Origin of the sequence: Streptomyces sp. NPDC007157 (assembly GCF_040634235.1) — a bacterium.
Lineage (GTDB): Bacteria > Actinomycetota > Actinomycetes > Streptomycetales > Streptomycetaceae > Streptomyces.
The window spans coordinates 14,432-27,652 of record NZ_JBEYFE010000038.1 but is presented as its reverse complement, the minus strand read 5'-3'; the positions used below and the strand labels follow the sequence as shown (position 1 = coordinate 27,652).

12 protein-coding genes are annotated in these 13,221 nt (G+C 69.4%); 4 read left to right on the top strand and 8 right to left on the bottom strand.

Annotated features, from left to right (window positions below; translation table 11 throughout):
* Positions 1-536: 536 nt before the first annotated feature.
* Positions 537-4,220 (bottom strand): LamG domain-containing protein, encoded by a 3,684-nt coding sequence (locus tag ABZ642_RS42020; RefSeq protein ID WP_360495639.1) that lies wholly within the window; start codon positions 4,218-4,220, stop codon positions 537-539.
* Positions 4,221-4,444: 224 nt separating this feature from the next.
* Positions 4,445-4,759, bottom strand: a complete 315-nt coding sequence (locus ABZ642_RS42015; RefSeq protein ID WP_360495636.1) for a DUF6207 family protein — start codon at positions 4,757-4,759, stop codon at positions 4,445-4,447.
* A 307-nt stretch (positions 4,760-5,066) separates the two neighbouring features.
* On the opposite strand from ABZ642_RS42015, the gene ABZ642_RS42010 reads away from it, so the two are divergent.
* Entirely contained in the window at positions 5,067-5,771 is a 705-nt protein-coding gene (locus tag ABZ642_RS42010; protein ID WP_360495531.1) for an HNH endonuclease family protein, read from the top strand.
* A gap of 135 nt (positions 5,772-5,906) precedes the next feature.
* On the opposite strand, the gene ABZ642_RS42005 is transcribed toward ABZ642_RS42010, so the two are convergent.
* The 5 genes from ABZ642_RS42005 to ABZ642_RS41985 form a co-directional block, all read right to left on the bottom strand.
* Complete coding sequence (locus ABZ642_RS42005) at positions 5,907-6,581, bottom strand: hypothetical protein (RefSeq protein ID WP_360495528.1); 675 nt, start codon at positions 6,579-6,581, stop codon at positions 5,907-5,909.
* Positions 6,582-6,950: 369 nt separating this feature from the next.
* Positions 6,951-7,466: a hypothetical protein gene (locus ABZ642_RS42000; RefSeq protein WP_360495525.1), complete on the bottom strand. Its 516-nt coding sequence runs from the start codon at positions 7,464-7,466 to the stop codon at positions 6,951-6,953.
* A 535-nt stretch (positions 7,467-8,001) separates the two neighbouring features.
* Entirely contained in the window at positions 8,002-8,523 is a 522-nt protein-coding gene (locus ABZ642_RS41995; RefSeq protein WP_360495522.1) for a lamin tail domain-containing protein, read from the bottom strand.
* Positions 8,524-8,860: 337 nt separating this feature from the next.
* Positions 8,861-9,208 carry a hypothetical protein gene (locus ABZ642_RS41990; RefSeq protein ID WP_360495519.1) on the bottom strand — a complete coding sequence of 116 codons (348 nt, stop codon included), beginning with the start codon at positions 9,206-9,208 and terminating at the stop codon, positions 8,861-8,863.
* 382 nt (positions 9,209-9,590) lie between these two features.
* Positions 9,591-9,863: a hypothetical protein gene (locus ABZ642_RS41985; protein ID WP_360495516.1), complete on the bottom strand. Its 273-nt coding sequence runs from the start codon at positions 9,861-9,863 to the stop codon at positions 9,591-9,593.
* Between the two features lie 34 nt (positions 9,864-9,897).
* On the opposite strand from ABZ642_RS41985, the gene ABZ642_RS41980 reads away from it, so the two are divergent.
* Both ABZ642_RS41980 and ABZ642_RS41975 read left to right on the top strand, forming a co-directional pair.
* A complete protein-coding gene (locus ABZ642_RS41980; protein WP_360495513.1) occupies positions 9,898-10,098 on the top strand; it encodes a hypothetical protein in 201 nt (66 codons plus the stop codon).
* A 250-nt stretch (positions 10,099-10,348) separates the two neighbouring features.
* A complete protein-coding gene (locus ABZ642_RS41975) occupies positions 10,349-11,380 on the top strand; it encodes a hypothetical protein (RefSeq protein WP_360495510.1) in 1,032 nt (343 codons plus the stop codon).
* A gap of 21 nt (positions 11,381-11,401) precedes the next feature.
* On the opposite strand, the gene ABZ642_RS41970 is transcribed toward ABZ642_RS41975, so the two are convergent.
* Positions 11,402-11,974, bottom strand: coding sequence for a hypothetical protein (locus ABZ642_RS41970; RefSeq protein ID WP_360495508.1), 573 nt, complete (start codon positions 11,972-11,974; stop codon positions 11,402-11,404).
* A gap of 218 nt (positions 11,975-12,192) precedes the next feature.
* Here ABZ642_RS41970 and ABZ642_RS41965 point away from each other — a divergent pair, with 218 nt between their 5' ends.
* Positions 12,193-13,089, top strand: coding sequence for a polysaccharide deacetylase family protein (locus ABZ642_RS41965; protein WP_360495505.1), 897 nt, complete (start codon positions 12,193-12,195; stop codon positions 13,087-13,089).
* Positions 13,090-13,221: the final 132 nt, after the last annotated feature.

Below are 13,221 nucleotides of genomic sequence, written 5' to 3'. Positions count from 1 at the left end.
AGCTTTACGTCGAGTCCACCGACGGCGACCGAGGTCCTGCCCGTCGCCGGGACGTCGGCGGTGGCTCTTCCGGCTTTCGGCCACGCGGCCTTCTTCAGCCGTTCACGCGTCTTGCGGGCAGCTGGGGCGGCCTTGTCCTTCGGTGCCTTGGATATGCCGGGTCTGAGCACGCCCACCTTGTCGGTCTTCGCGTCGGGCTGGGCCTCCAGCGGCTTGCGGGCCGTCGAAGGCTGGGCCTGTGCAGCGAAGTCGTAGCCCGAGGGGACGGCGACCTGTGGCAGGACAGCGAGGGAAAGTACCAGCGCGCCACGGCCGAGCCAGCGGCGTACGACAGCTCCTGGCAAGAGTGGACGCAAGGGTGATGAGGACAATGATTTCCCTGTTTCCTGGATAGAGGCAGAGTCGTTCGGGGGACGGCTGGTCCCCCGAGGACGCCGGGTAGCGACAGCGCGTCGGTGAACGTGCGCAGTGGTGTGAGCGGAACAGCGCATGGTGGGGCAAGGACGGCCGCAAAGGCCCGCCCTTGCCCCCGGTTGTTACCGCTGTTCGGTGTTGCGCCGGTTGGCGATCGTGTCGGTGGAGGTGGCGCCGGCCCAGACGCGGACACTGTCGATCGATCCGGGGAAGTAGCGCGCGGCGGCGCCGTTGATCTTCGCCCGTCCGATCTCGAACGCCCCGGAGCCTTGCCACGGGGCCGAGAACGGGATGCCGTCCTCGTCACCCATCAGCGCGCTGTCGACGTAGAGCTTGAGGCCGCCGAGCTTGGAGGTGTCGTCGGGGTCGGCCGCCGCCTGGGCGTCGAAGACGACCGTCAGCATGACGGGGACGCCCAACGCGGCAGTGTTGAACGCGGTGGACTCGCTCTTCGTCCAGGCCGCACCGGTGCCGTCCTTGTCGGGACGGCCGAACGTCCACCGGCCCTGGGCGCTGCCGGCCGGCTGCTCGTACCAGACACCCCAGGACGACTGGCTGGTACCCGACTGACCGAACACCTGCACCGCGTACGACTTGCTGGTGTCGGCGAGCTTCGCGGGGTCCAGCGTGACCCAGGCGGTCGCGGTGAACGAACCGGAGTCGTCGACGACCGGACCGGTCGCAGTGGCGTAGGCGCTGGTGCCGTTCAGGATCATCGTCTGCGTGGTGGTCACCTCTTCGCCGATGTCCGGGTCGCCCGTGGTGATCTGGGTGAGCGCGGCCCCGTTGAGGGTGAGGTTACGGCCGAAGCCACTGGTGTCCTTGACCGTGGTGCCTGTCGCGTTCGCCATGTCCGAGGCGTCCCACTTGGCAACGAGCGCGGGAACCGGGTCGCCGGCGGTGCCGTCGCTGATGTCCTCGTCCTCCAGCCAGGCCTCGTGGGCGACCTCGGTGTCCGCGAGCGCGCGGGACCAGACCTTCACCTCGTCAATGGTCCCGGAGAAGTACTCCTTGCCGGTGGCGGCGTGCCACAGCCGCCCGACCTGGAGGGCGCCGGACGCCTTCCAAGGAGTGACCGGGAACGGCACCGGCGTGGTCTGCGGGACGCCGTTGACGTAGAGCTGGATGGTGTTCGCCGCCGCGTCGAAGACACCCGTCAGGTGCGTCCAGGCGTTGAGGACCGGCGGCTTGGTGCCCACCGAGCGGGTGATCGCCGGATCGGTGACGTCCGTCTGGTGCCGGTTGAAGATCCAGGCGTTGTAGGCGGTCGAGTAGTACAGCTGGAACCCGGAGGCGTTCGTGCCGGCCTGGGACAGGACGGTGTAGTTGACGTCCTTCTTCGTCAGCCGTGCCCAGGCCGAAACGGTGAAGGACTTGGTGGTGTCCAGCACCGCGCCGGAGGTGGCCAGGTAGGCGCTCGTGCCGTTGAACTTCGCCGCTCCGGTACCGCTGCGCGCCAGGGTGTCCCACGTGCCGCCCGAACTGGTCAGCGGGTGCTGAGTGGCTTCCGTGGTGTCGGTGAGGGCGTTGTCCAAGTGCCAGATTCCGGCGGGCTTTTCGGCCCCCTTCACCAGGAAGCTGTAGTAGCCGGTCTGGGAGCTGTGCTTCGCCGCGTCGTAGGCGAAGACCTGGAGGGTGTTCTCACCGGCCTGGTTCGGCGGGATCGACTGGGTGGTGGATCCGCCCTTGGCGACGGGAATCGGATCGGAGAGTTTGCCGCTGTTCAGCTTCCACTGGTAGCTGACAACGTCCGACTGGACCCCGGCCGCGACCGGGTCGCTGTCCCCGGGGCTGAAGGTGAACGAGCCGGGTGTGCCCACGCCGCCTGCGGCGGGGTCGGTCTCGGCCGGCTTGTAGTCGGCGCTCGTGACCACCGGCGGCGGCGGTGAATCGGTGTCGACCCGGAAGTAGCACCAGGAAGACCAGGACGAGTCCAGGACGCCCGTGTCACCCCGGTCCGTCTTGTAGTACGCCTGCGTCTTGGCCCGCATCCGGTAGTCCGCCTGCGGCGTCAGCGCACTGGTGGTCGCGTCGCGCGCCGCGTTGTCAGCCACCCACGCAGTGTCCGGGGAGGCCGCGTACCAGGTACGGGAGGAGCCGTCGGCCTTCCACACCTCGAACAGGGCACGCAACTGAGCGCCGGAGCCGTCGGCGGACTGCACCGTGGCCAGCATCTTCGGCTTGGTGGTGCCGGTGACGAAGGAAGAGGCGGAGGCGTTGCAGACCCGCCCCGCGTTGCCCTGCTGCACGCCGTACGAGGTCGGCTTGTCCGGGTAGGACACGTACGTCACCGACAGCTTCGCGTCATTGCGGAACCGCGCCCAGGAGGCCGCGTCGGACTCGTCGTGCGCGGTCAGCGAGAACGTGATCTGCGGATCCTTGTTCGCGGCGGCCGAGGCGAGGGTGGGGGTCAGGTTCTCGTTGGTCTCCTCGCCCACGTTGTCGCTGAAGCGCACCCAGTTCGCCGGCTGCGACGGGCTGCACAGGGAGCCCCGCCCGTAGGCCACGTTCCGGTCGCCCATCAGGTCGTCCGCGGTGGGACGGCTGGACCAGGTGGTGCTGGAGGAGATGGTCTTGGTGACATGGCTCAGGTCGTACCAGTGCGGATCACAGGTGAACGTCCAGGCCTGGTACACCTCCAGCGTCGCGTCCAGGATCTTCTTGCCGTAAATCGAGGACAGCGGGTACTCGAAGTACATGCGCTGGGTGTACGGGGTGTTCGAGCAGAGGTAACCGGCGTAGTTGGAGCAGCGCCCCACGCCCTTGTCCCCGTCGAACTTCCAGTACTTGGTGCCGTTGGAGGCCAGCGCCGTCCAGTCCCCCAGGACGACGCCCTTGGTCGGCGGGTCGATGTAGAGCGGGAAGACCGTGTCCGCGCCGTGGAGCAGGGCCGGGTCGGGCGTGATCTCCAGAGTGGAGCCGGCCAGTTTGAGGGGGAGTTCACTCGACGCGTCGCCGCTGCCGGGTCCTTCGGTGGGGGCGGGCTCACCCTTGGCGGCGGCCAGCGGGCCCGTGTCCTCGGCCCCGGAGGTCTCGGAAGCGGTCCGCATCAGCTGGGTGCCGACACCGGACGGGTCGGCCGGGGTGTCTCCCGCTGAGTCCCACATCCGCCCCGCCGGGCTCTCAAAGACCGGTGTGCCCTCGGCATCATGGGCGACGAAGCCGCCGTCGGCGGTGGGTGCGATGTCCAGTCCGTCACCGGAGACCGTCATCCTGATCGTCGCCAGTGCCGGGTTCTTGGCCGCCTCCGCGGTCTTGACCACGAGTACCGAGGTGTAGCCGGTGCTCAGCGCGGTCAGCTGCAGATCGACGTCGGGCAGCACTCCGGGGTAGGTGGCGGTGGCGCCGTCGAGTCGGGGCTCGGGGAGCGCGGTGGGCCAGCCGAGCTTCAGCTCGTGCCCGTCGTCCTTCAGCGTGATCAGCTTGTCGCTGCTGCCGCCGCCCGAGAAGATGAGGTCGGTGGTCGTGTTCTTCGCCCGCACCGAGCCGTCGGCGTCGCGGGTGAGGGTGGTGTCGATGGGGGCCCAGGCGCCGTCATCCTCGCGGGCACGGACCGGAGCGGCGTTCATCTCCTGAGTGAAAGTGCCGTCGGGATTGGCGAACACCTGGGACGACTCGGTGGTCGCCGCGTCAACGGCCACGCGCTCGCCGGTCTTCGCCGCGAGAGCGCTCGCCTTCGACTCCGGAGTAGGGTCGGCGGCTGCCACAGTCGCCCCGTCATCGGCGAGCGCCTGCGTCGCGCCCGCGACCCCGGCCGCTGGGACCATACCCCCCAGGAGCGCGACAATTACCGCCCCGCTTCGCATCACCTGGCGCCAGCCATGCCGCCGTTGTCGCGTGAACACGACCCCACCCCGTCCTTAATTTTTTCTTACCAAGAGCTGTGAGGATCATGTGTGGATCTTGAGCGATGGTCAACGGTGTCATCCATCACGTTGATCTTCTTTCATCATGGCGGTAGAGAACATCGCCCAGACTCTTTGACCTGATGAGGCGTCAGCTACGTGTAGCCGCAGGTGGGGCTTGCTACTCAGGGGAAGTGTCCGCCCTGAAGTCCCGAGAGGCCTCCGGGTAGCCTGCTGGCGGGGCTGGGCAGGACGCTCCCGAGGCGCGCCAGACACCTCACGCCGGTACAGCGCAGCCCGTCCCAGAAACGGGCTCTCATGAACCACCACGGTTCATGACTGAATGTCTGCGAGCTAGGCGACTGGCGCAGGTCCAGGTAACAGCGCAGCCCTACACCCGGTTGACCGGGATCCCGCGTGACACAACCTGCGGTCGCCGTCGCCCACCGCGCGGCGAGAGCATCCTGGAGAGCGAGCGCGGTCGCAGCGTCGGCGACCACGACATCGACGACCACGCTGGCCCGCCGCTACGGGGGAAAGCGACGGGCCAGTACAGCTAACCCTGCCACAGCAGGAAGCTCGTCGTACGGCGCGACGGCGTAGCGCCTGGGGCCTGCGTGGTTCAGCGGGTGGCGGTCTCTTTGCGGCACGGGCCCGCGCGGACCGGGGAGTCGAGGACCGTCTCTCCTGATGATGTGACTAGTTCGCCGTGCGGGTGAACCCACATCCGACCAGCCGACACTGACCCGTCGGGGCCGCTACGAAGATCACAGCCCTGTTCGTGATCTTCGGAACGGAGACCCGTCCGTGCGCCTTGCCCGTACCCGACGCACCCTGATCGCCGCGCTGTTCGCCCCGCTCGCCCTGCTCACCCCCACCACCGCCCACGCCACCACTACGGCCGCTGGGCATCTGCCCGTACGCCACGCGCCGGGCGAGACGATCACCCTGCCGGTCCGCGACGCGCTGGCCGCGCTGCCCGTCGCCGACGAAAGCCGCGCCGGCTACTCCCGGGACAAGTTCCGCCACTGGACCGACGCCGACAAGAACGGCTGCAACACCCGCGCCGAGGTCCTCCTCGAGGAAGCCGTCACCGCCCCCGAGGTCGGCGCGAAATGCGCGCTGACCGGGGGCAGTTGGTATTCGCCCTATGACGACCGCTACCTCGACAGCGCCAGCAAACTGGACGTCGACCACCTGGTCCCGCTCGCCGAGGCCTGGGACTCCGGAGCCTCCGCCTGGACCGCCAAACAACGCGAGGCCTACGCCAACGACCTCGACGACCCCCGCGCACTCATCGCGGTCTCCGCGGCCTCCAACCGGTCGAAAGCCGACAGGGACCCCACCGAGTGGCTCCCGCCGTACGCCGGCTACTGGTGCACCTACGTCACCGACTGGGTCGCCGACAAAACCCGCTACCAGCTGACCATCGACCCCGCCGAGCAGACCGCGCTCACCGCACGCCTCGCCGCCTGCCCCGACCAGCCCATCACCGTCACCCTCGCCCACTAGACACACGTCCGGGCCCGCCACTACGGGGGAAAGCGGCGGGCCCGGACTTCTGCCACGCTCTCACACCAGCGCCGCCGGTGCACGGCCTTCGCGTCCCGCGGCCCGGCGGCCGCAGGCGGCCCACTGGCCGCCCGGTCAGCTGAGGCCGAGGCGGCTGAGCGCGGTCGTCCAGTCGGTGACGATGGCCTGCTGCGCGGCGGCGAGGGTGACCTTGCCGGAGCAGACCGCGGTGTGCAGCTTCGTCTCCACCGGGTCCTTGAGGTTGTTCACCCCGGAGCCCTTCTTGTGGCCGGGGTCGGTCGGCTCCACCCACAGATTGCGGTAGTCATTGGGGTCGCCGCCGAGCTGAAGGCTGATCAAGTGGTCGTACTCGGCATCCCGCATGCTCCCTGTGAACCCGTAGGAGGCCGCGTTCAGCTTCTTCTCCTTGCCCGTCACGTAGGTAGAAGGGCGCACCCCGGAGGTGTAGCCGCCCTTGCGGCAGATCGTCGACGCCAGGTTCGCCTGGGTGACGGCCGGGGAGATCGCGCCCGGGGTGCACGCCGGGTCCTCCAGAGGTTCGCCCTTCTCGTACCGGTAGTGGCACGACCCCGCTGTCGGCTGCTGCTGGACCTCGTACTTCTTCTGCGGACCGGCCCCCACCGCGATCGCCCGGCCCGCTCCCTTCGCCCCCGACGCCGCCCCCGAGGCCGCCCCAGGCGCGCTCGTGGTCCCGGACGGCGACGAGCCGCCCAGCGAGGCGGACTTGCAGCCCGCGAGCAGCAGGCAGGACAGCACCACGGTCATCGTGGCGCGGCGGGTGAATGACATGACAGCCCCTCATGGTCTGGCGACGGCTGCCCAGATGCTGCCCTACCCAGCCGGCGCCGTAGCGCGCGGGGTGGGGCGCGCGGACGCATACCCGGCGTACACCCGCCCGAAGAGCTCAGGTGCCTCCGGCTCCTCCCACGACGGAACCGGTCTCGGCCTGCCCATCGTCCGCCACCTCGTTGACGCCTCCGGCGGCACCATCACCTCAACCCAGCCCCCGGCACCGGCCTGGACGTCGCCGTGCGGCTCGGAACACCTCGACCAGCGCCGGTGCCGGCGAGAACGCGACGACCGGCCCGGTCGTGAACTCGACGCTTGGTGCCGGGACATCCAGTACGTTCGGCCTGAATGTCCCGGTGGTTGGCAGGGTCAGCCGATGCCGGTGACCTGCAGGGCCGTGGTCCAGTTGGTTTTGATGGCGCTGCGGGCGGCGGACAGGGTGATGGTGCCGGCGCAGACGGCGTTCTTCAGCTTCGTCTCCACTCCGTCCTTGGTGGTGGCGGTCTTCGTGCCGGAATACGGCTCGGGCCACAGGTTGCCGGTGCTGCGGGGCGAGCCGCCGAGTTCGAGGGGGACGAGGTGGTCCTCCTCGTAGTCGGCCATGTTGGTGTCGGAGTAGCCGTAGTCGATGATGCCCTGGGCCTTGAGGGGGTTGGTGTAGGACGTCGGGGGGCGGACGGTGGCGGTCCAGCCGGACACGCATATCGTGCTGTGAATGTTCGACTGCGTGACATCCGAGTTGTAGGCGCCCGGCGTACACGAGGAGTCGGGCAGCGGCAGGTAGGCGTGGGAGCAGGTCGACGCCTGGGCAGTGCCGGCCGAAACGGCGATCATGCCCGCGGCCGCCAGGGCCAGAGCACAGGTAGTAGCGGTGAAGCGACGCATAGGGGATCTCCCGCAGGATCGGCCCGGACAGTGGGGTGCCGGGCGGCTGACGGCATGACACCACCACCCAGGTCTATGCGAGTAGAGCCGCGGGATGAACAAGAAGCGACCTGCGCAATCCTTACCTCACCCTGACCAAGCCTTTCCCAAGCTCCCCGTTTCGCCGCAGACTCGGGCCGCTTCCCGCCTGGATCAACACCCGCGACCCGGCACGAGCGCGTACAGCACCCCGAGCAACCCATCGGCCAATCGACGGGGCTGGCGTTCGTGTTCACGCTGCCGAGACTCGCGGCCAGGGTTCTCGTCCGGCATCTATCCAGGCGTCCGGTGCTCCCGTCCCGCTGTCCGGCGCCGTCCGCCCGTGCGTCCGCTGAACAGACCTCTGGCCCGTCACCACAGCAGAAGCGTGGGTGAGGGGCCAGACAGAGGAAGCTGATGCGCGGCGGCACCGCGGCGGTACAGCCGAAGAAGCGCACCGCCGGTTGGGTGCCGGCGGCCGGACCGGGGACCCCGTCCGCTGGCACCCAGCTCACGGTCAGCCGCGGCGGTCGCCACCGTTGCGCTGGTCGCCGCCTCGGTGGTCACGGTCGTCGCCGCGGTAACCCCAGGACGCTTCGTCGATGAACCGTCCGTGGTCGTTGCGCAGGGTCGCGGTGTCCCGGTCGTTGTTCCACACGTAGGCACGGCGGTCCTGGTAGACGTCGCCGTAGCGGTCGCGGCCCTCACCGGTGTGGACCCGGACCGTGGAGCGGCCGTCCAGGCGGAAGTGGCGGAAGGTGTAGGTGTGGCCGGCCTCGTCCGAGAGGGTCCAGCCGTCCAGGTTCACCGCCCGGCGAGTGGTGTTGGTGACGTCCACCCACTCCTTGTTGAGCGACCAGTTGGAGCGGTCGTCCCGGCCCGGGGAGTCGTACTGCACGTCACTGATCACCACCGCCCGGTCGTGCGGGCGGGCGGCGGGCTGGCCGGCGGCCGCGGCAGGCAGGGCGAGCGCGCCCACAGCAGCGGCGGCCACGGCAGCAGCAGCGGTCAGACGGCGGGCGGTCACAGAAACGGACACGAGGTCCCCCTTCTCGGGGCCGGACACCACCGGCACCTGCAGCATGAAAGCCGCAGGCCAGCCGGGGTGCGTTGTGCGGGTCGGCGGCCAGGTCGGCCGCGCACCCACACCTTGCCCACGATGCGGAGACGATGTGCCGGACACGCGAAGGTCGTAACGGATCCTGCATATTCCTATGACTCTCATCTGCAACATCCATGTATGCGTCGAATGCACAAGGTTGACGGAAGATCACCCGGAGATCCCGGTGAGCAGCGGGATCGCTGGGACGGACCGCTACCTCAACTCCTCCTCCAGGGCGGGGCCGTCACCTGAAAGTGTGTAACAGCCGCTGAACTCATGTCCTCTCCAGGCAGCGCGCCGGCACCTGCCCTCCGGGCACGATCCGCCACAGGCTCCCGCCGCCGCACTCGCGGTACTGCGACCACCCGTCCCTGCCCACCGCGACCACACACGACGGCACCCGCTCACCCCGGCGCAGGTACCGCACGACCGGCGAACGCGTCGTCGCAACCGACCCTTCGTTCCACGCCGGCTTGCGCACGGGAACGCGCTGGACGGCCTTCCAGGTCGACGTGCACGGCGCGGATACGGCCGCCGTGGCCGGCGGAGTAGCCGACAGGGCGGTCGCAAGGACGGCGGCGACGGCGGCCGCCGTGGTGAGCAGACGTCGGGTCAGGTGCATACGCGATCAATTCCCGCCCCGGGCAGACCGGCCACGGCCGCCCGTCGTAGATCACCCACAGGAGCCGGCCGGGTAGCTTGTCTGCCCGGCACCGCGCGCGGCACCTGCCGTCGCGCGCAACGGGGACACCTGCGCGGCCACCCCTCGCCCGCCGACCGGGGCCTGTCCCACCCACCCACTTCTCTTTTCTTCCTGCTGTGGGGCGTGGACTCGGGGGCGTAGAGGGGATGTCGGCCTCCCGACCACGGCGAGGTCAGCGTGGCGACCTGCGGGTTCCCGAACGGACGCAGCAGAGGGTGCGTCCGGTTGTCGGACGGGTTTTCGGCGGGGATGTGGGCCTGGTCCACGGCGGTGTTGTCGCTTCGTGACCGTGGTCGGGCCTTCACGGTCGGGGTTCTAGTCGGGGCCGGCTGCTGCTGTGTCCGGTACGCGCGGTGCCGGGCAGGCCGGTACCGAGGTCGGGAACCAGGCCCGGCTTCGACCGGCCTGCGGCAGGGTGATGCGGTCGCCCCTCACCGCGCAGTCTGGCCAGCCGCCGCCGGGTCTGCTCGATCCGCACCTCGGGGGCGATCACCCGGTGCATCTGCTCGGTGGTGGCCATCCGGTACTGCGTCAGCACGCCCAGCGCCATCCGGTCGCCGCTGCCCGTGTCCACGCCGATCATCACAGATCCGCTCGATTCCCGTCCGGTGCCCACCGGTGCCGACAACCGGATCAGCGCCCCGCGCGCCGGGGCCGGGCTGCTGGCCCGCTTTCCGTACGACGTCCCCGTGCTCGTGGCGCCGCTGGCCGACCCGCTCCAGCACGGCCCCTCCGCACCCGTGTGGCGCCCCGTCCACGACCCCGACCAGAGAGCCCCCTGGACCGGCTCCGGGTACCGGCAGACATGAAGCGTGGCCGCGGAAGCGAAGCGTCGGCTGTGCGCTGGCCAGGTCGCGCGCTTGTCGCTCAGGTGACATGGTCCCGCCCGATATCTCCAATTCCAGCACGGATAGTTCATCAGTACCGCATCATCGGAAGACGGCGGATGCCGGGCTGGGCGCGGGCCCCATCGGCGACGGATGGGGGAACGTCCCGCAGTGGTCCGGCGCGGCCGCCATGGGCGTTGCCGACGGCTGCAACACATAGGGGGTTCTCATCATGAGCGACGACGACCGGCGACAGAGTCCTCCCGCCAACAACGGTCTCGTGGTCAACGGCGGCACGCACCAGGTGGCCAACATCCCGGCTGGCGGTGCCCCCGCCCCAACCTTCTCCAGCCCGATGTCCTCCCGGCCGCGCGACGACAGCCCTGCCGCCAGGACGGCCCAACTGCTCGCGCTGGTCGAACGGTTGCTGGAGGAGTACCAGGCAGCACTTCCCAACCCCGCCGCAAGCATCGGCGTTCTGCTCCATCTGCGCCTGGAAATCACCGAAGCCGCACCGCAGCTCACGGTGATCCATCTGCTGGAGCAGCTGTACGCGACCATCGAACCCGTGCCCCAACTTGCCATGGCGGTCACATGGCTTAGGCAGTCGGTAGTGGACCTTCTGCACCAAAGGGCCAGCGATTTCGAGTCACCTCGATCCTCGCTGACGCCGGGGTGGAGGCCATCAGCGGATTCTCGAGCCGGGGAGCGTCCGACGAGCAGGTCGCCCGAGCCGGAGGCATCCCCGCTTCCGGTCACGATCTACCTGTCAGACGAAGCGCCGCACCGCGAGGTCCAGGCCGCCGTGGAGGAACTCCTGGCGACCGCCGGACTGACCGTCCTCGATCGCGAGGATCCCGTCATCGGGTCCTGGTTCCGCCGTATGCGGGCCACCCTGTCACGCGCCTTATGGTCGCAAGCCGTTCGCGAAGGCGTCCTGACCGCTGCGCACATCGCTGACGCACGCCTGACTCAGGAGAAGGACGCAGCCATCACCGCGACCATGATGCAGAACGTTGGGCCGCTGCTGGCTTCCCTGCAGCCCACCAAGGACGCGGTGGTACGCATCGGGGCAGTACTGATTGTCAAAGTTGACTGGGAGGTCAGAGTCCTTCAGCTCACGGCGCCCCAACAGGCGATCCTGGACCACCAGCCGCAACTCGCTACGACACCGCGTGACGTGATCGGCGCCCTCGGTCTGCTCGCTGCGTCGGACGGCCGAACGGCACCGGAACCAGCGCCGCGGACAGCCGCAGATCGTTGAAGGGCGTTTCCTCGCGGGTGGTCAGGAGGCGCGCCGGGCCGCGCCGGCCGGGCCGATCGCGCCGGGCCCGAACTTGGCGCGGACCCGATCGGCCGCCTCCTCCATGACCAGCCGGGCCTCCCGTCGGGGATCGAGGCTGAGCTGCTCGGCAGCGGTATCGGCGGCGACCGCGTCGTCGCCTTTCAGCACGATCCCCCTCAGGCGCCCGCGCTGGAGACCTGCGGCGTCCATCAGCTGGTAGACCGCCATGCGCAGGTCGTCCTCGTGCGCGGACGGCTCCCGCAGACGGCGGCTCTTCTCCCACCGCGCGCCGCCGGCGAAGTGCAGGGTGAGCGTGACGGCCCGGGCGGCCTGGCCCCGGCCGCGCAGCGTGACACCGAGCCGTACGACCAGCTCCAGCAGCCGGGCCCGTACCTCTGCCCCATCCAGCAGGTCCCGCTCGAAACGGGCCCTGACGTTCGCGGACACCGGCAGGGCGGCGGGTGTGACGGGGCGGGGATCCCAGCCGCAGGCCCGCTCCGAGGCCATCCGCCCGGCACGTGCTCCCAGGATCTGCTGCACCGTCCCCGTCGGCAGCGCAGCCAGCCGCGCCACCGTGTCGATGCCGTACCGGCGCAGGACCGCCCCGTGCCGGGGTTCTCTGAACTACCGTCGATAGCACGTCAGTCAGTGCCTGCTGGTAAACGAGTGGCCTCTTCGTGGACAAGCCTCATAGCTTGTGCCCTCGTGACCGATGATCCGAAGATGCCCCCGAATTGCCGCGGCGTGCATATCCCGGTGCGCGGAGTCTGGCCGGGACTCAGACTGCAGGCATGGACGAGAACACCGGGCCCCCGGCCGTCACGCCGACAGAGCAGTCGAGTGAGTTACTGGGGCACCCGCCCGATGCCCGACTGCTGATCGTCAACTGCGATGACCTCGGGATGTATCCAGCGATCAACGCTGCGGTGATCGAGTCGCTCGAAGAGGGCATCGCCAGCTCGTGCAGCCTGATGGTCCTGCCTCCCGCGGCGAAGCAGGCCATGGATCTGCTCAGCCGACGGCCGCAGATCCCCTTCGGGATCCACCTCACCCTGGTGTCCGACTTCCCCAGCCTGCCGTGGGAGCCGCTGACCGCCCGGGAACGGGTTTCCTCGCTGCTCGACCCCGCCGGCGCGTTGTTTCCGCCGACACTCGCCGGACGGGCCTCCCTACTCCAGCAGGCTCGGCCCGATGAGGTCGAACTCGAATTCCGCGCCCAGATCAATGCTGTCGCCGACGCCGGGCTCGCGCCGACCCACCTGGACTTCCACTGCCTGGCCGACGGCGGCCGCGACGACATCCTCGGCCTGACGGTCGCGTTGGCCGCGGAGTACGGCCTCGCGGTCCGGGTCTGGCTCGAACCCGCGCGTCGGTCGACGCGGCAACGCGGCCTGCCGGTCACCGACAACGACTTCCTGGACAGCTTCTCCCTCGACATCGGGGGAAAGGCAGCCCGATACACTCAGTTGCTGCGTGACCTGCCCGCCGGGCTCAACGAATGGGCGGTGCATCCCAGCCTGGGCGATAAGGAGTCGCGATCCGTCGACGCTGGCTGGCTCGTGCGCCGGACGGACTACGAGTTCCTGACATCGCCGCAGGCCCGCGAGCTTCTCCAGCAGGAGGACATACACGTGATCGACTACCGGACGATCCAGCACGTCTGGTCCCATGGCACCAACCTGCGATGAGTGATCCGGCCCGCTGTCCTCTGGGCAGCGGGCCGTCAAGCGGGAAGCCGCAGCCGTCATCCGACCTTTGCGGGGCCCTCGGCTCGTGCCCGGGTGCAGGCGAGCCGGTAGGAGTCGACCGAGGGCCTTTCA

Excerpts from the sequence above, each read along its gene's own strand:
- ABZ642_RS42020 (WP_360495639.1), bottom strand. The coding sequence starts at position 4,220 with ATGCGAAGCGGGGCGGTAATTGTCGCGCTCCTGGGGGGTATGGTCCCA.
- ABZ642_RS42005 (WP_360495528.1), bottom strand. The coding sequence starts at position 6,581 with ATGTCATTCACCCGCCGCGCCACGATGACCGTGGTGCTGTCCTGCCTG.
- ABZ642_RS42000 (WP_360495525.1), bottom strand. The coding sequence starts at position 7,466 with ATGCGTCGCTTCACCGCTACTACCTGTGCTCTGGCCCTGGCGGCCGCG.
- ABZ642_RS41990 (WP_360495519.1), bottom strand. The coding sequence starts at position 9,208 with ATGCACCTGACCCGACGTCTGCTCACCACGGCGGCCGCCGTCGCCGCC.
- ABZ642_RS41975 (WP_360495510.1), top strand. The coding sequence starts at position 10,349 with ATGAGCGACGACGACCGGCGACAGAGTCCTCCCGCCAACAACGGTCTC.
- ABZ642_RS41965 (WP_360495505.1), top strand. The coding sequence starts at position 12,193 with ATGGACGAGAACACCGGGCCCCCGGCCGTCACGCCGACAGAGCAGTCG.